Origin of the sequence: Frigoribacterium sp. Leaf44, from assembly GCF_001421865.1 — a bacterium.
Lineage (GTDB): Bacteria > Actinomycetota > Actinomycetes > Actinomycetales > Microbacteriaceae > Frigoribacterium.
In genome coordinates this window covers 24,292-40,079 of the sequence record NZ_LMLG01000010.1, presented here as the reverse complement: position 1 = coordinate 40,079, position 15,788 = coordinate 24,292, and the positions used below count along the sequence as shown (strand labels likewise).

General features: G+C 64.5%; 14 protein-coding genes and 1 tRNA gene. 7 read left to right on the top strand and 8 right to left on the bottom strand.

The window, feature by feature from the left end; translation table 11 throughout:
* Positions 1-23 precede the first annotated feature (23 nt).
* Both ASE87_RS15290 and ASE87_RS15285 read left to right on the top strand, forming a co-directional pair.
* A complete protein-coding gene (locus tag ASE87_RS15290) occupies positions 24-935 on the top strand; it encodes a pentapeptide repeat-containing protein (protein WP_056230189.1) in 912 nt (303 codons plus the stop codon).
* A gap of 48 nt (positions 936-983) precedes the next feature.
* Positions 984-1,529 carry a dihydrofolate reductase family protein gene (locus ASE87_RS15285; RefSeq protein WP_056230185.1) on the top strand — a complete coding sequence of 182 codons (546 nt, stop codon included), beginning with the start codon at positions 984-986 and terminating at the stop codon, positions 1,527-1,529.
* A gap of 458 nt (positions 1,530-1,987) precedes the next feature.
* Here the strand turns inward: ASE87_RS15285 and ASE87_RS15915 are convergent, their stop codons facing one another.
* Complete coding sequence (locus tag ASE87_RS15915; RefSeq protein WP_082452719.1) at positions 1,988-3,139, bottom strand: ATP/GTP-binding protein; 1,152 nt, start codon at positions 3,137-3,139, stop codon at positions 1,988-1,990.
* A 23-nt stretch (positions 3,140-3,162) separates the two neighbouring features.
* Between ASE87_RS15915 and ASE87_RS15910 the strand changes: the two genes are divergently transcribed.
* Positions 3,163-4,269, top strand: a complete 1,107-nt coding sequence (locus tag ASE87_RS15910) for a restriction endonuclease (RefSeq protein WP_235472372.1) — start codon at positions 3,163-3,165, stop codon at positions 4,267-4,269.
* Between the two features lie 63 nt (positions 4,270-4,332).
* Positions 4,333-4,461, top strand: coding sequence for a hypothetical protein (locus ASE87_RS16860; RefSeq protein WP_255350960.1), 129 nt, complete (start codon positions 4,333-4,335; stop codon positions 4,459-4,461).
* 432 nt (positions 4,462-4,893) lie between these two features.
* Here the strand turns inward: ASE87_RS16860 and ASE87_RS16255 are convergent, their stop codons facing one another.
* The 7 genes from ASE87_RS16255 to ASE87_RS15250 form a co-directional block, all read right to left on the bottom strand.
* Positions 4,894-6,039, bottom strand: a complete 1,146-nt coding sequence (locus ASE87_RS16255; protein ID WP_157489942.1) for a hypothetical protein — start codon at positions 6,037-6,039, stop codon at positions 4,894-4,896.
* Positions 6,036-7,523: an N-6 DNA methylase gene (locus tag ASE87_RS15275; RefSeq protein WP_056230178.1), complete on the bottom strand. Its 1,488-nt coding sequence runs from the start codon at positions 7,521-7,523 to the stop codon at positions 6,036-6,038. The genes ASE87_RS16255 and ASE87_RS15275 overlap by 4 nt, the downstream gene beginning before the upstream one ends.
* Complete coding sequence (locus ASE87_RS15270; protein ID WP_056230175.1) at positions 7,520-8,386, bottom strand: nucleotidyl transferase AbiEii/AbiGii toxin family protein; 867 nt, start codon at positions 8,384-8,386, stop codon at positions 7,520-7,522. The genes ASE87_RS15275 and ASE87_RS15270 overlap by 4 nt, the downstream gene beginning before the upstream one ends.
* Complete coding sequence (locus ASE87_RS15265) at positions 8,383-9,012, bottom strand: hypothetical protein (RefSeq protein WP_056230173.1); 630 nt, start codon at positions 9,010-9,012, stop codon at positions 8,383-8,385. The genes ASE87_RS15270 and ASE87_RS15265 overlap by 4 nt, the downstream gene beginning before the upstream one ends.
* Before the next feature lie 73 nt (positions 9,013-9,085).
* Positions 9,086-11,500: an EcoAI/FtnUII family type I restriction enzme subunit R gene (hsdR, locus tag ASE87_RS15260; protein WP_157489941.1), complete on the bottom strand. Its 2,415-nt coding sequence runs from the start codon at positions 11,498-11,500 to the stop codon at positions 9,086-9,088.
* A gap of 191 nt (positions 11,501-11,691) precedes the next feature.
* A complete protein-coding gene (locus tag ASE87_RS15255; RefSeq protein WP_157489940.1) occupies positions 11,692-12,240 on the bottom strand; it encodes a hypothetical protein in 549 nt (182 codons plus the stop codon).
* A 261-nt stretch (positions 12,241-12,501) separates the two neighbouring features.
* Positions 12,502-12,578 (bottom strand) — tRNA-Pro (locus tag ASE87_RS15250).
* Positions 12,579-12,757: 179 nt separating this feature from the next.
* Between ASE87_RS15250 and ASE87_RS15245 the strand changes: the two genes are divergently transcribed.
* The 3 genes from ASE87_RS15245 to ASE87_RS15235 are packed head-to-tail and all read left to right on the top strand — an operon-like array spanning position 12,758 to position 15,731.
* On the top strand, positions 12,758-13,807 hold the full coding sequence (locus ASE87_RS15245) for an ABC transporter ATP-binding protein (protein ID WP_082452718.1): 1,050 nt from the start codon (positions 12,758-12,760) through the stop codon (positions 13,805-13,807).
* The gene (locus ASE87_RS15240; protein WP_056230166.1) at positions 13,804-14,865 is read left to right on the top strand and encodes an aliphatic sulfonate ABC transporter substrate-binding protein; all 1,062 of its coding nucleotides are present in this window, start codon (positions 13,804-13,806) and stop codon (positions 14,863-14,865) included. The genes ASE87_RS15245 and ASE87_RS15240 overlap by 4 nt, the downstream gene beginning before the upstream one ends.
* Positions 14,862-15,731, top strand: a complete 870-nt coding sequence (locus ASE87_RS15235; protein WP_082452717.1) for an ABC transporter permease — start codon at positions 14,862-14,864, stop codon at positions 15,729-15,731. The genes ASE87_RS15240 and ASE87_RS15235 overlap by 4 nt, the downstream gene beginning before the upstream one ends.
* The last annotated feature ends 57 nt before the right edge of the window (positions 15,732-15,788 follow it).

The window sequence follows — 15,788 nt, the reverse complement described above, 5'->3', positions numbered from 1 at the left end:
CTGCGCCCGTTAGCGTTGATCCGATGAGCACCCGCACACGGATCGAGCTGGGCCGCCGCGCCGACCTCGGAGCCGACTGCGCCAACTGCTTCGGCCTGTGCTGCGTGGCCCTGGCGTTCACGAAGAGCGCCGACTTCCCGTTCGACAAGCCGGCCGGCGACCCGTGCACGAACCTCGACGAGCACGACGGCTGCCGCATCCACCCGCAGTTGCGTGAGCGTGGGTTCAAGGGCTGCACGGTGTTCGACTGTTTCGGGGCGGGGCAGAAGGTCAGCCGGCAGACGTTCGCCGGGCGATCGTGGCGTGACGACCCCGCGGCGCGTCAGGAGATGTTCTCGACGTTCCCGCTCGTGCGGAGGCTGCACGAGCTGCTCTGGTACCTGGATGAGGCGATCACGCTGGTCGAGCGCGAGCGCGAACACGCCGCCGCGGCCGAACACGTCAGCGCCCGAGCAGCCACCCCCGACCCGGCCCCGTGGCTCGCCGCCTTCGAGCACGTCCGGAGCCTCACCGACGGCACGCCGGACGAGCTGGCTGCCCTCGACGTCGACGCCGAGTACGACGCGGTGCGCCCGCTGTTGGTGCAGGCGAGTGAGGTCGCCCGGGCGGCCGTACCCGCGCCTCCTTGGCGGTCGAGAGCCAAGGGGCCGACGCTCGAGCCGGGGAGCGACCTGATGGGTGCGGCCCTGGCCGGGGCGGATCTGCGGGGTCGGACGCTCCGCGGCAGCATCGCGATCGCGGCGGACCTGCGCGGGGCCAACCTGGACCGCTGTGACCTGCTCGGTGTCGACCTGCGGGACGCCGACCTCGCCGGGGCGGACTTGTCGGGGGCGATCTACCTGACGCAGATGCAGGTCAACAGCGCCCGGGGCGATGGGGCGACGCGCCTGCCCGAGGGCTTCGCGCGGCCGACGCACTGGGCTGACGGGCGGTAGGACCCGCGCCTCTGGTGGCGTCTGCGTCGTGGGGCTAGCCTCCCCGGCATGAGGACGCTCACGTACTCCATCAACGTCACCCTCGACGGCTGCATCGACCACCGTGAGGGTCGACCGGATGCCGAGGTCCACCAGCTCGCCACGGAGGCTCTCGCGCAGGCCGACGGTCTGCTGCTGGGGAGGGTCACCTACGAGCTGATGGAGCAGTCCTGGCGTCCGCCCGCCTCCGACGGGTTCCCCGACTGGATGCAGCCCTTCGCCCGGACCATCCACGACATCCCGAAGTACGTGGCGTCGACGACGCTCGAGAGCGTCGATTGGAACGCCGAGCTGCTCGGCGGTGACGTGCGTGAGGCGGTGCGCGAGCTGAAGAGCCGGCCCGGCGGCCCGCTCCGTCTCGGAGGTTCCACCTTCGCCACCGACGTCGTCGGTTGGGGCCTGGTCGACGAGTACGAGTTCACCGTCTACCCCTGGGTCGCCGGCCATGGCCCGCACCTGCTTGCCGGCCTCCCCCACCCCCTCGACCTCACCCCGACCGCCCGCCACGACCTCGCCTCCGGCGCCGTCGCGACGACATACGAGCCTCGGGCATAGGACAGTATTCAGCTTCGGTGGGGGAAAACGAGGAGGCGCGGACGCGGCTGAGCAACATGAAGGTGTCATTTGCCGTATTCCCTGTCCGCATCATCAGTGATGCACGATTGACAGGCCCCCGACGACTTATGGGCGTGGCGGTTCTCGGCTCGTCCAAATACTGGCGAAACGCTCGGATACCTCAGGCCAAACCATCTGACGTGCTTCCCCAACTGAACTGACAAGTTTCGGGTTGATGAAAAGCACGAAGTCGTGAGGAATGACTCGGCCAGCATGGTCACGTCTATTTAGTGGGTCATCAAAACGCAATGCCACGAAGTCCTTGGACCTTTTCAAGACTTCGTGGTCGTCACCAACTGCGCTAAAGGCTGCTTCGTACACCGCCAGCGGGTCTGACATCCCACCGTCAATGAGAAACCGAAACCCCCACTGTTCGCCTCTCGAAGCCCAGATAAATCTCATCGGAGGCTCTGCATCAGAATTCGCTCTCGCTCACCCCGATCGAGATCCATCTTGAGACCCGTCAGGACTGCAGTCATGAAATCACGTCTCGCAACGGCTGAACGATGCAACTCGTCAACAGTCTCAGCAGCGAGTTTTGCGGCGATCTCAGCAGCAGGTTGGGCCAACATGTTGACGACTGCGCCGAAGGGACCTGGCAAGTTCGATCGGCCGCCAATGAAGGCCGCGAAGTCATTCGCTCGGCGCGACAGAATGGTCGCGACCTCCCCGCCTTTTTCTAGGCCCCTGGCCCAGCGCTCGTGTCTCATGAAGGGCAGCACCGCGGCTATGGGCAGCACCAAGTCAAGTCCGACACGTTCATCCAACCGAATACGTTGCGGCTGGAATTTGGCAGAGGACAGGAGAACAAAATCTTCCCCAATAGAAAGAGCTTCAGGCATCTGAATTAGCCCCTGAAGAACCAGTCGGAGATCACTTAGCTCGCCACCAGCCTTGCCGATGACAAGATCTCGGAACTGCACAACATTGAGGTCCGGCAGCAGATCAGCTTTCGACAAGGCCACGATCCATATTCGCGGGAATCGCGCGAAGGGCTTGCGGCCGGAGAGCAGATCATCTTCCAATTTACTAATGCCATTACGAACGTTTGTAAAAAGTGCCTTGAGGTACCGCTCTTCTTCGCCCACGTTCTCCGCGAGACGTTGACCGTCTACGAGCATCAGGGCAACGTCCGAGGTGAGGAGTGAGCGAAAAGTCTCGACTCGACGCTCGGCTTCTTCTGCGCTGCTGGGCTCCTCACTGAACCAATCACCTGGATAGTCATGCCAAACGAGCCTCAGGTCACCTGACGGCTTTCTTTTCTTGGCAACTGCTGAAGGCTTATCGCGCCTACGAAGAGAGAACGCATAGCTCGTCGAAGAAAATCGGGTAGTAGAAGGCCTTCGTGCGGCGTCTCTCATGCCAAGGTAATTTTGATGCAAGCGCGTGCCCTGCCCAGAGTCGTCGGCCACGATGCCGAAAAGGCTTTCTTCCCGAAATGAGGGCTCTTGCGCGCCGCCGTAAAAGGACGACAGCAAGACGGTCTTCCCGCTACCGCTTTCGCCGAAGACAGCTATGTGTTGCTCGAGTAGCCCTCGCTTTGTGCCCATACATGGACCTTATGGGATGCGTCGTGGCGGTTTTCACCAGCAAGCACGACCGTGTCGGCAAGGATTCGGGCGCTGGCAGACGCTTTGGTGCCGCTAAGGTCAGCTCCGTGACGAAGATGTGGGCGATTCATAACGACACGATGACCTACGAACTCCTCGATCAAGGATTCATCAGCATCGGCTGGGACGAGATCGGTGATCTGCGCAACATAGGCAACAGCCGCGACGACATTAAGGCGTCCGTGTCCTCGGCTTATCCGGACATCAAACCGGGAGCGGTCCCCGTATGGGCAGGTACCCTTCTCCGCTTTCGTGACGGCATGCAGGCGGGCGACATCGTTGTCGCGCCGTTTAAGCCGGATTCCACGCTCAATATCGGGACCATCACAAGCGATTACTACTTCGAGTCGCAAGCAGACACACACCGTCATCGGCGCCGAATTGAGTGGAAAAAAGTGGGTCTGTCTCGGACTGTTTTCTCGCAAAGCGCGCTCTACGAAATCGGTTCCGTACTGACCGTCTTTGGCGTCAAGCGCCACCACTCCGAGTTTCTTGCAGCCCTGACATCGTCAACTGCAGACCCTGTGGTCATAGCGAGGACGGTCGACGCGGTCTCTTCACCTGAAGACGATGTCATCGATGAACCGCGGGCAGAGCGCGTACACCGGCAAACGAAGGACTTCGTGCTCGAGCAGCTGACTCGCTCCATTTCCCCCCGAGAGTTCGAGGAATTCACGGCGGCTGTCCTTCGCACACTCGGTTATCAGGCTCGCGTCACTCAGTACTCCGCCGACGGCGGAATAGATGTGATTGCTCATAGAGACCCCCTTGGCGTCGAGCCTCCTCTGATCAAAGTCCAATGCAAGCAACGGACGTCAACCGTTGGGGCACCTGAGGTCGGTCAGCTCATCGGAACCCTCGCTAGCGACGAGCTAGGACTATTCGTAACCTTGGGCACATACTCGCGCGAGGCGCTGTCAATAGAGAGACAGCGGCGGGGACTTCGACTTGTCGGGGGAGAAGAACTCGTCGAACTCGTCATCTCTAACTACGAGGAGCTCTCGCCGACGTGGCGGGCAAGAATTCCCCTTCGGAAGGTTTATGTCGTCGATGAAAGCGCCGACCTTTAGGCGCCTCGCTCCCAAGGGGCTGGACTTAATGCCTCGTCAGGCCGATGTGACGCCTCACTCCCCTTGGCCACCGCCGTCACCGCCGTCACCGTCTACAGCACGGTCGCCCTGACTTGCCCTAGCATCACCCCGCTCTTCGACACCCCGGTGTTGACGAGCGTCGCTGCGGTGAACATTGTCGGCAGCACCTAGGGTGCCAGCAGGCTTGGTCCGGCACGCCGAACTTCACCAGCTAGCGATTGAGGCGCTGCTGCCCCTCCTCCTCGGGCTTTGACTCGCGCACCTCGTCGCCGGTCACAACCCGGGTCGCAGCCGGAATCTCCGTATCATCAGCAGCGTTCAGCGACGATGTCGAGTCCGCAGGCCCGTACGACGGCACCCGTCTCCCCCGTGGACAGAGGCCGAACTCGTGCCCGGGCCCGTGCCTGAACCGCCAGCCGGTGCCCCGCCCTCGCGGCACCGCTCCACGACCCCCGACCGCATCCACGACCCGAGCCAAACGATTGCGCCCAAGTACAACACGTTGCCGATGATCGCGGCCAGCGCCGCCACGACCATGTAACTCCACTTAGCACCCTAAGTCAGGCCCTCGTTGCGGGTGGGTAGTGGCGCACCACCGCGAGATCAGAGCATCGAGTTAAAGATCTCATTGCGGGCGGCAGGGAGAATCGCATCTGCGAGCGCGAGCCGATCCGAGCGCCTAGCATCGATACGCGACGCTAGATCGGTCATGCGCTCCGCTAGAGCGACGACGCTCTCGGGCTCAGCAATTCCTCTGATGTCAGGTACCGAGAAGGCGAGCAGCTTCTTGAGGCTAAGACGAGGAAGCTGGAGGCCGTTCGTTGCTGTCTTGGCTGCATTCCACGTGAAGTCCGAGCGAAGCACTAGGGAAAGTAGCCGTGGGTCGACGTTGTGCGTCGGCTGCAAGACAAACTGTTCAACTGAGCAGAGCCCTACTGACTCGGCGACCCAAGCCTTGTTTAGATACGGACGGAGATATCCATAAGTCACTTGGCCTGATCGGAACAGGAGTTTCCTTCCTTTTTCACTGTCGATCGGGCGACCCTGCGAAGCCCTACCCGTATGCGACTCCACGTGTTCGAGGCCGATGAACGCTTCGGCGCCCAACAAGTCGTCGCCCGGGTGGATGATCTCCTGCTTGTTTGCAGCGAGATCACCCACCGCCACCAGTGGAAGATCGAGACTTCGGAGTAGGTCGCCGATAAGGTGCGGCAACCGCGCCAACACTGGATCTGAAGGTGAAGTCCACTTGGCCTTCGTGATCCGGGCGGAAAGGATGTCAAGGTGGTCGGCGATACGGTCTTGTTCCGGGCGAGGTGGGAGCGGGACCCAGATCGCCTCGAAGCGACTTGCCGCGAGCGTTCGATTTCGGTCGGCTGACCCGGGTGACGCGGCCTGCAAAGCATGGTTGCCGACTGCTGAAAGGAGCCAGTGGCGCAAATACTGCAGCGATACCGAGTCGGACGAATACGTAAGAAACCGATTCGACACGACCCGGCCTGCCTCGGGCTGGTGGGTCACAGCAACAGCTCCCTCCCAGGCCTTTATATTGCTCACCACGAGCCGATCGGGTTCAAGTTCGAAGAACTTTAGCTTGCCGATCTCGGCACCCGGGGAAGCCTCATAACTGAACACCCCCTTGCCGAAACTCCGAACTCCCGCCTTGACGTACAGAGCGGCCGGGTCAATCTCGACGGGCACCTGCCGGCGAGAACAAATTTCACCGATCTGCCTCCGTTCAACGTTCACGCCGTGAACCCCTCGATCTGCCGCAGCAACTGCTCGTAAACTTCGAGCAGTTCGCGCTCAGCATCGAGCAACTCCGCGACCAGTTCTCTCGGAGAACGCTGGTCGAGGCTTGCTGCCCGGTTCGGGCTGTGCCGGTCGAGGTTGTACTCGCTCTCGACGATCTCTTCCAGCGGCACCTTCCACGCATGCTCGGTCTCGATACGACCGGCGCGATCGTTCCCGCCCCACCACTCCTGGCAATCGGCAAACTCCTCGACTCGCATGGGTTTCGTCTTCGTATAGTTCTTGCGGCCATCGGGCGCCGCGATCTCGTAGAACCAAACCGTGTCCTGTTTGCCCCGCTCGAAAAACAGCACATTTGACGGGATCAGCGTGTACGGCGAGAAAACGCCGTTCGGCAGCCGTACGACGGTGTGGAGGTTAAATCGCTCCATGAGGTCGCGCTTGATGCGGGCTCCAACTCCCGTGTCGAACAGCGTCGAATTCGGCACGACGACGCCGGCACGACCCGACCGACTCGTGCTGATGCGCGCCATGATCGACTGCAGGAACAACCAGACGGTCTCCTGGGTGCGGTACTGCGTCGGAAAGTTGGTGGCAATTAGGGCTTCCTCTTCGCCGCCGAACGGAGGATTTGTGACTACGACGTCGACGCCGTCGCGCGCGACTTCGTTCAGCCCGAATGCGAGGGAATTGCCGAGCTGAAGGTTCGGACGATCGACGCCGTGCAGCAGCAGGTTCATCTCTGCGAGCAGGAACGGCATCGGCTTTTTCTCTACGCCCCGCAACTGCGCCGCCGTCTGCTGAACCTGCCCCGCCGAGGCATTTTTCGTCGCGTGCCGGTACGCCTCAAGGAGGAAGCCCGCCGTGCCGACGGCAGGATCCATGATCGCCTCGCCCGGCTTTGGGTCCACCTGGTCAACGACGAACTTGATGAGCGGGCGCGGCGTGTAGAACTCACCCGAGTCGCCGGCAGCGTCGCGCATCTCGCGCAGCATCGACTCATAGAACACGGCCATCGCATGCATCTCATCGGACTTCGAGAACTGTATGGAGTCAAGCTGATCGATCAGGGCGCGCAACAGGTGACCTGAGCGCATCCGATTAGAAACATCCGTGAACACCCGCGCGAGCGTGTCGCGCGGATCTCCCGCGTCTCCTGTGCCCTGGAGCCCTCGGATGTGAGGGAGCAGCTTTTCATTGACGAAATTCAACAGCGGATCGCCGGTGAGGTTCGATTCGCCGGCCCAGGTGAGCCACCGGTACTCGGTGGGCAGCGCGGGCCGGTACCCGGGGTCGAGGATCTTCCGCTCGTCTTCGAGGTCGTCAAACGCCTTCAGAAACAGTAACCACGCGAGCTGCGGCAAGCGATCGAGCTCGCCGTTAAGCCCCGCGTCTTTGCGCATGATGTTTCGCGCCTCTTTGATGACGGCCTGCAACCGCGACTGGGTCAGGGCGATCTCCGGATGGGCGATCGGGCTCATGGGATGGTGCCTTCCGGTGTGGGGGTGCGGTGCGCGCGAACGCGTTCGTAGAGGTTGTGGGCAAGGTCGCGTGCTGCGTCGAGCGCTACAACTTTCAAGCCAGTTTCGGCGGCAAGCGACGCGAACGGTACAGCCCACTCGCTGGGCGGATCCGGGAGCCGAGACGGCAACTCTGTGTTGCGCTCGGCGAAGACCTCGACCAAGGCGGCGTAGAGGCGTTCGCCGTCGAGCATGGCGCTTTCATCGAAAAGGGCAAGGTCGATCAGGTCCTTCACCCGCGACGACGGTCGCTCGTACGCGTAAAGGCGGGCGTACGCATGGAACTTCTCTGCCGCGTGCCGGTGCGGATCGAGCGCCGGGACCCAGAAAGGTTCACCGACCACGACGGGCTCAATTTGCAGTGGCGCCGCGCCATCGACGCCCGCGCGATCGTCCGCCGCCGTCACGACGTCGACCGTTACGACGCCGAACTCAGCGTCCGCGTAGCGCACCTCGACAACAACGCGCCACGTCGACGGTTCGGCTTCTTCCATGCGCATCTGCCTGGGCAGGCGCACGCGAAAGGTAAACCCGTCGCCGAGGTCAGCCTCGAGCGCCTCGTCAAGGGCATCCTGCAGGTCGATCGGATTCGAGAGACCCGGGCTGCGCAGCAGCAGGTCCAGATCCTTGGTCGCCCGCGCGCGTAGCCCGAGCCGAGTTTCGAGGCTAAACCCGCCCTTGAGCACCCAGCCGCCATCAGCGGCGAGTCGGGCTAGCATGCGCTGGAAAGCGATGCGGCTCCGCAAACGCGGAATGGCGATGCCCTCTTCGGCGGCGGCATTCCGGATGCGCTGGGTGAGGCTCTCGGCATCGCCCCGCGTCACGCGCCGAGCCCGACATCGTCAACCGAGCGCATTGCCGCCTCGACCGCGGCAAGGGCACGTTCGAGGCGGAGCGCGGCCCTGTCAGACAGGTCAGCGGTGCATCGCCGGAGCGTTCGGCGTGTCAGCATTCCGTGCTCGATCGCGTCCGCGACTGCGCTGTCGACGATCTCCTGCGAGGCGTCGCCGCTCGCGATGTCGGCCAGGGTGCGCATCGGTGTGGTGACCCGCCAGCCTTCGCGCTCCTCGATGTCCGCTTCGGACAGCGGCTCGCGATGCTGCACTACGAGCGGGTCTTCTGCGCGGAAACCCGGCGGCACGGTGAGGTGAATCCTCGCCGGATCGACGTCGGAAAGCCTGTGTACTTGCAGTGCCGACTCGTGCGAGACGACTCCGCGTCCTGCACCCCAGAGAGACCAGCGCACGTACTGGTCTTCGGAGCCAGATGGCCACGACTGCAGCCGGAACAGGGCACGATCGACGCGCACCCAGTTGCCGACGTCGACGTGATGTTTCTGCGCCTGATAGCTGTACCCGGCATCCTTTGCCTGTGCAGCCGAAAAGTACCCCGCCTGCCGGTAGGCCAAAGCCTCGAGGAGACGGCGCTGATCCGTTCTGCGCTGCATCATGAACCTAGTCTAGCGGCTGATCAACTCAATAGTAACTTGAGTTCCGTGCGCCGACACTCCACCAAACTCAAGTTTATGCTGCGTACAACCACTCCTGAACCAGGCGGAGCTGGTCGCGGAGTCCTGCCGCGCCCCCGACTGCCTGCGCGAGCTCGCCGACGCTGAAGGCGCTGAGTGGCTCAAGCTTGAACACCTGCGTCGTCTCAAGGTCGGCAATCCCGTGCTCCTCATAGCGCTGCAACAGCCCCTCGAGCAAAGCCCTCGCCGTCGCTTCAAGCCCGCGCAACTCAGTGTCATGCGCCTCCCGCACTCTGCGCGCACGTTCCGAACGCGTTCGGGTCGGCAGGTTCCACGCGAGATGGTGCAGCGCATCGAGCGGGTCGATGCCCGGCACACCGGTCGTCACGACGATTTCGTCAAGATCGACCCCGCTGTCGACTAGCCCAGCCCGCAGCCGCTCGCGCGATTCCGCGTGTGCCCATTCGCTTCGCACGGTCTCGGCATCGCCGAGTGCGCGGACTCGATCGCGCACGTACGCGCCGTAGTCCGTCAGCCGCAGCTCGCCGGACGACACATCCGGGACCAGGACTGTCTCGGATTCAACGTCGAAATCGGCATTGTCGACGTAGTACTTTTCACGCATCCGAGAGACGACACCGGGCCCCGGCTCAACGTCGAAACCAGGGCTGGGTACATGCACGTACGGATCGCCGGTCGGAAGCTCGTTCCAACCGTCGATCTGTTCAGCTCCAACGGGCTCGTCCGTCGAATCGATGACCTCCCCTTCGTCATCGATGTACTCGACCGTGATGTGCACCGGGAAGCCGTCGAACTTCGAATCATTGAACTTCACCGAGGCGCCGACGTAGTCGATAATCTCGAATTCGGTCTTGCCCTTCTCGGGGTAGAGCCGCGTCCCTCGACCGATGATCTGCTTGAACTCGATCATCGAACCGACTGGGCGGAACAGTACGACATGAGTGAGGTCTTCGACGTCGACTCCAGTTGCCAGCAGCCGCGATGTCGTCGCGATCGCGGGACTACTGCGGGTTGGGTCGCACAAGTCGTCAAGCAGCCGCGCCTTCTCGCCCTCACTCCCTACGATGCGTACCACCCACTCAGGGTCGACTGTCATGCGATCGGCGTTCGCTGCGATGAGGGCCCTACGCATCTCAGACGCGTGCTCCGTGTCGACGCAGAACACGATCGCCCGTGGATACGGGTGTGCCCGCAGCAGGCGTGACAGGTGACGCGCGGCCAGCCTTGTCCGCGGCAGCAGGGAGACGAGACGTTCGAAGTCGCGCGTCTCATACATGTCATCGGGGATCTCACGGGCGAAGCGGTCGCGTTCGCCCGGCGTAGGCTGCCAACCCTCGGCGTCCGGCGTTAAGGCGACCCGCCGCACTCGGTAGGGCGCCAGGTAGCCGTCCTCGATGCCGTCGCGCAGCGAGTACTCAAACAAGGGATTGCCGAAGTATTCGTAGCTCTGCACCCGGTCGTCGCGCGGTGTCGCTGTCAGGCCGAGTTGCACTGCGCCGGCGAAACGGTCAAGCACGGCCCGCCACCGCGAGTTCTCCTCGGCGCTCCCGCGATGGCACTCGTCGACTATGACCAGATCGAAGAAATCCTGCGGGAACCCGAGCAGCACCGCACCGTCGCTCTGCCCGGTCAAAGACTGGTAAGAGGCGAAATACAGCTCGCGGGACAGGTCGGTACCGCCAAGCACCCGGTGAACAGGGTCGGGGCCGAACGCCGGCCGGAAGTCCTTGCGCATCGGCTGCGTCAGCAGTGCGTCCCGATCGGCAAGGTAGAGCACTCGGAAGTTGGCGTTAGCCTTTGCCACCGCCGCGTACGCACGCAGCTTCGCGACGATCTGCATAGCCGTGAATGTCTTGCCGGTACCGGTCGCCATGAGCAGCAGCGCCCGATCATCGCCGCGAGCGATCGCGGAGAGCACGCGATTTATTGCCTGAACCTGGTATGGCCGCGGCCTGACGATGTCACCGGTGATAGTCGTTCGGCCACGGTTGAAGGGCATCGCAATGAGTTCGGCACCCGCGTCATCAAGCTCGTTGGCCGCGATGTACTCGGCCCACGTTGCCGCAGGCGGCAGATATCCGTCGACGCGTCGCTCCTGCCCTGTCCGGAGGTTGTGTTGGATGATGTCGGTGCCGTTTGTGCCGTAGGCAAGCAGAGCATCGACCTTCACGGCGTACTTAATGGCCTGCTGCATTGCATCATCTGCGGTTCGATACTCGCGCTTCGCTTCGACGACCGCAACCGGCGTGCCGGGGGTCGCCTCGAGCACGAAGTCGGCGAACTCCCGATGTAATGCACGGACGGAGGTGCCCAGCGCAACCTGCCGTGACGCCTTAATGGCGTATTCCGGCAAGATCTGGTCTTCCCGCCACCCCGCGGCCTTTAGCGCCGGTCGCACGAGCGATGCAATGGTCTCGGACTCTAGCGGGCCTCGGTCGAATACGCTCACACCCCACACCCTATGGGCGCACAACAACCCTATGTGCCGCTAAACACCCCCCAAAAATAAATGCGGTCAATGCGCTCGCTGCCACCGAGGTTTAACCAGACATCGAGGGAGATTTGAATTGGTTTGTGGTCGCGCTTGGTGATCGTGAATTTCAAGTTGTGGAAATTACTGGGCGAAGGCGGTCCATCTCGCTAAAAATTAGACGGCACGGGGTCGCCGACATTCAAGGTTGAATTGCCCCGCACCACAGCGGTTGCCGGGTTGCTGGTCTGCGAGAAGCCGTCGATATTGATGATGCCGTAGAGGCCGTCGCAATTCAGGCAGAGCACAACGTCGTCCCGGTCAGTGCCGGTGAAGAGGCATGCGTCTAGCGGGCGGGCGTACTCGCGACCGGACATGGACTCGTCAATCCTGTCGTCGAGGGCGCGGACCCGGTTCAAGAGCACCATGAGCATATGGCCCCTGGTCCGATACGGCTTGGTGAGCTCGAAGACTTGGTCCGGTGTGAAGTAGGAACGGATGGTTAGGAACCAGTCGCCGAACTCGATGAATTCAATCTGGTAAACGTCACCGACGAGTACGAGAAGGTCGAGCGTCGTCTTATCGAGCACCTTGAGCGGCTCCGAGTTGCTGACGGTGTTGCACTCGTCAATGGCGAGTAGGTCATAGTGCGATGAGCCTGAGGCATTCGAACTGAGGTGGCTGACGACGGTGCTGAAGTAAGCATCGCTGGTCGCGATTCAGCTCCGAAGGCTCTTGACGGCGGTATTGGTCTTGACGAGGACACACTGGCGAGCTTCTAATGAGAACGACGCGACGTGCTCGACCTTTCGAGTGTTGCCGGTACCTGCAGCGCCGGAGATAAGGACAATCTTGGAGCTAGCAATCAACCGATTGAGCCTCCCCGGAACGAGCCCGAGCAGAACGAAGAAGCCCACCGATATTCTCGGTGGGCTTCTTCGTTGTGAACAGTTCTCAGGCCGATTGCTAACTCGCACCCGTGGTCGGGCTGACAGGATTTGAACCTGCGACCCCTTGACCCCCAGTCAAGTGCGCTACCAAGCTGCGCCACAGCCCGAGATCCGGGTTCGAATTGCAACCCAGGTCTTGGTGTTGCCCCGACCGAGGCAACCCCACAACTATAGCCGATGAATGGGTGTGCCTGAGACCGAACCAGGGCAGGGCGGACCGAACGGAGTGTTTCGCCCCGTTACACCCCACGGGACGGCAGGCACCCCGCCCACCTACCGTCGTGACATGCCCACCTCGACGACCCGCGCCTCCTCGGCCCTGCCGATCCGTCTGCGCGGCGTCGGGAGACGATTCGGCGAGCGCCCCGTGCTCAACGACCTCGACCTCGACGTCAAGGCCGGCGAGATCATCGCCATCGTCGGGCCCTCCGGCTGCGGCAAGTCGACCCTGCTCCGCCAGGTGGGCGGCCTCGACCAGCCCGACTCCGGCACCGTCGACATCGACGACTCCCCCACCCGGCCCACCGACCAACGCTGCGCCATCGCGTTCCAGGAGCCGCGCCTCCTGCCCTGGCGCACCCTCCGCCAGAACGTCGAACTCGGCCTGCCGAAGGCTCGCAGGCGCAGCGAGCGCGCCGAGGCCGGCAAGGGCACCACGGGCAGCAAACCGGACAAGGCCGCCGGCCGGGCCCGCATCACCGAACTACTCGACCTCGTCGGACTCCGCAGCTCGGCCGGCCTCCGCCCCCGCCAGGTGTCCGGAGGCATGGCCCAACGCACCTCCCTCGCCCGAGCCCTCGCCCGCGCCCCCAAGGTGCTGCTGCTCGACGAACCGTTCGGAGCCCTCGACGCCCTCACCCGCCTCCGCATGCACGACCTGCTGCTCGACATCCACCGCGCCGAACCCACCACCGTCCTGCTCGTCACCCACGACGTCGACGAAGCACTCTACCTCGCCGACCGCATCGTCGTCCTCGCCGATCTCTCGCAGCAGCAGCCCCGGCCCGCCGACGCCACGGGCGCGTCCGACACGGGCGCAGCCGCCCCTACTGCAGGAGGCGCGGCGCACGCCGACACCGCAGGAGTCGCCCCCAGCATCCAGCGCATCGTCACCGTGCCCGGCGACCGCCCCCGCGACCGCGACGACCCCGCCCTGGCCGAACTGCGCCTCCAGCTGCTCGCCGACCTCGGCGTCCACCGCGTCCACGCCGGCCACTCGACCGCCAGCACGCTGAGCGCGACGGCCACCGCCGGACGCCCCCGGACCGAGACCGCACCCGCACCGACCCCCGCAGACCACCGCACCGCCCCCGACAGCACGGAGACGAACCGATGACCTTCCGCACCTCCCCCACCACCCGCACCCGCGCCTCCTGGGCCGGCGGTCTCGCCCTCGCCGCGGCGAGCGCCCTCCTCCTCACCGGCTGCGTCGCGGGTGAGGACGCCGGCACCGGCTCGGCCGACGCCGCAGGCACCGGCGCGAGCGACGGCGAGTGGTCGACCGACACCCTCGACATCGACTTCGCGACCTACAACCCGCTCAGCCTCGTCGTGAAGGACCAGGGCTACCTCGAGGACGCCCTCGGCGACGACGTCACCGTCAACTGGACCCAGTCGGCCGGCTCGAACAAGGCCAACGAGCTGCTGCGCGCCGGAGCGGTCGACGTCGGCTCGACCGCCGGCTCGGCCGCGTTGCTCGCCCGCTCGAACGGCTCCCCCATCAAGACGATCGACGTGTACTCGCAGCCCGAGTGGTCGGCACTCGTAGTCCCGGGCGACTCGACCGTCACCGACGTGGCGGACCTCCGCGGCAAGACGATCGCGGCGACCACCGGCACCGACCCGTACTTCTTCCTGCTGCAGGCGCTCGACCAGGCCGGGCTGAGTGCCTCCGACGTGACGATCCAGAACCTGCAGCACGCCGACGGACGTGCCGCCCTCGAGAACGGCAGCGTCGACGCCTGGTCCGGGCTCGACCCGATCATGGCCGCGAGCGAGGCCGAGTCGGGCACGAAGCTGCTCTACCGCAACGTGGACTTCCTCAGCTACGGGTTCCTCAACGCGACCGAGTCGTTCCTCGAGGCGTCGCCCGACGTCGCGCAGGTCGTCGTCGACTCGTACGAGAAGGCCCGCGCCTGGGCACTCGAGAACCCGGACGAGACCGCCGCCATCCTGGCCAAGGCCGCCGCGATCGACCCCGCCGTCGCCACCACGGTGATCGACCGCACCCACCTCGACATCGACCCCGCCCCCGGAGCCGACCAGCGCGCCGTCCTCGACACCGTCGGCCCGATCCTGGTCGAGTCGGGCGACGTCCCCTCGCAGGACGACGTCGACGCCGCCCTCGACTCGCTCTTCGACGACTCGTACGCGAAAGCCGCGTCCACCTCGTGAGCAGCACCCTGACCGCCACCCCCCGAACCGAGGAGGCGCGGGTCGCCGAGGACGGACGCCGCGCCTCCTCGTCCGGGTCGCCCGCCCCGCGACGCCCGGGTGCCCCGGGCGCGACCCCTCCCCGCCGCCTGGCACTGCTCGGGGTGCTCGTGCCGGCCGCCGTGCTCGCCGCCTGGGTGCTCGCCACCACCGTCGACGGAGTGCCCTCGTACCGCCTGCCGTCCCCTGCGGACGTGGCGCGGGCAGGAGTCGACCTCGCCGCCACGGGTCAGCTCGGCCTCTACATCGCCATCTCGGTGCAGCGGGTGCTGATCGGATTCGTGGTCGGGTCCGTGATCGGGCTGGTCGTCGGCGCCGTCGTCGGGTTGTCACGGGTGGGCGAGGCGTTGCTCGCACCGTCGATCGCGGCCGTGCGGGCGGTGCCGTCGCTGGCCTGGGTGCCGTTGCTGATCCTGTACCTCGGCATCGGCGAGGACTCCAAGGTGACGTTGATCGCGATCGGAGCGGCGTTCCCCGTCTTCACCACCGTCGCGGGGTCGCTGCGGCACGTCGACCCGCAGCTCGTCGAGGCGGGACGCGCCTACGGCCTGCGACGGGTGTCGCTCTTCACCCGGGTGCAGCTGCCGGCCGTGCTGCCCTCGCTCGTGTCGGGGCTGCGGCTGGGGCTCGCGCAGGCGTGGCTGTTCCTGGTCGCGGCCGAGCTCATCGCGTCGTCGATGGGCCTCGGCTTCCTGCTGACCGAGTCGCAGTCGAACGGACGCGTCGACCGGATCTTCCTCGCCATCGTGCTGCTGGCGCTGCTCGGGACGCTGAGCGACACCGTGCTGAACGTGGTGCAGCGCGTGGCGCTGCGGCGCTGGCGGTAGGCCGCGGGCCGCAGGCGGCGGGTGGCCTGCCGCGGCGCCCGGGACGACGGCCCGCCC

Bases quoted from the DNA above. Each gene is read 5' to 3' on its own strand.
- ASE87_RS15290 (WP_056230189.1), top strand. From the start codon at position 24: ATGAGCACCCGCACACGGATCGAGCTGGGCCGCCGCGCCGACCTCGGA.
- ASE87_RS15285 (WP_056230185.1), top strand. From the start codon at position 984: ATGAGGACGCTCACGTACTCCATCAACGTCACCCTCGACGGCTGCATC.
- ASE87_RS15915 (WP_082452719.1), bottom strand. From the start codon at position 3,139: ATGGGCACAAAGCGAGGGCTACTCGAGCAACACATAGCTGTCTTCGGC.
- ASE87_RS15275 (WP_056230178.1), bottom strand. From the start codon at position 7,523: ATGAGCCCGATCGCCCATCCGGAGATCGCCCTGACCCAGTCGCGGTTG.
- ASE87_RS15265 (WP_056230173.1), bottom strand. From the start codon at position 9,012: ATGATGCAGCGCAGAACGGATCAGCGCCGTCTCCTCGAGGCTTTGGCC.
- ASE87_RS15245 (WP_082452718.1), top strand. From the start codon at position 12,758: ATGCCCACCTCGACGACCCGCGCCTCCTCGGCCCTGCCGATCCGTCTG.
- ASE87_RS15240 (WP_056230166.1), top strand. From the start codon at position 13,804: ATGACCTTCCGCACCTCCCCCACCACCCGCACCCGCGCCTCCTGGGCC.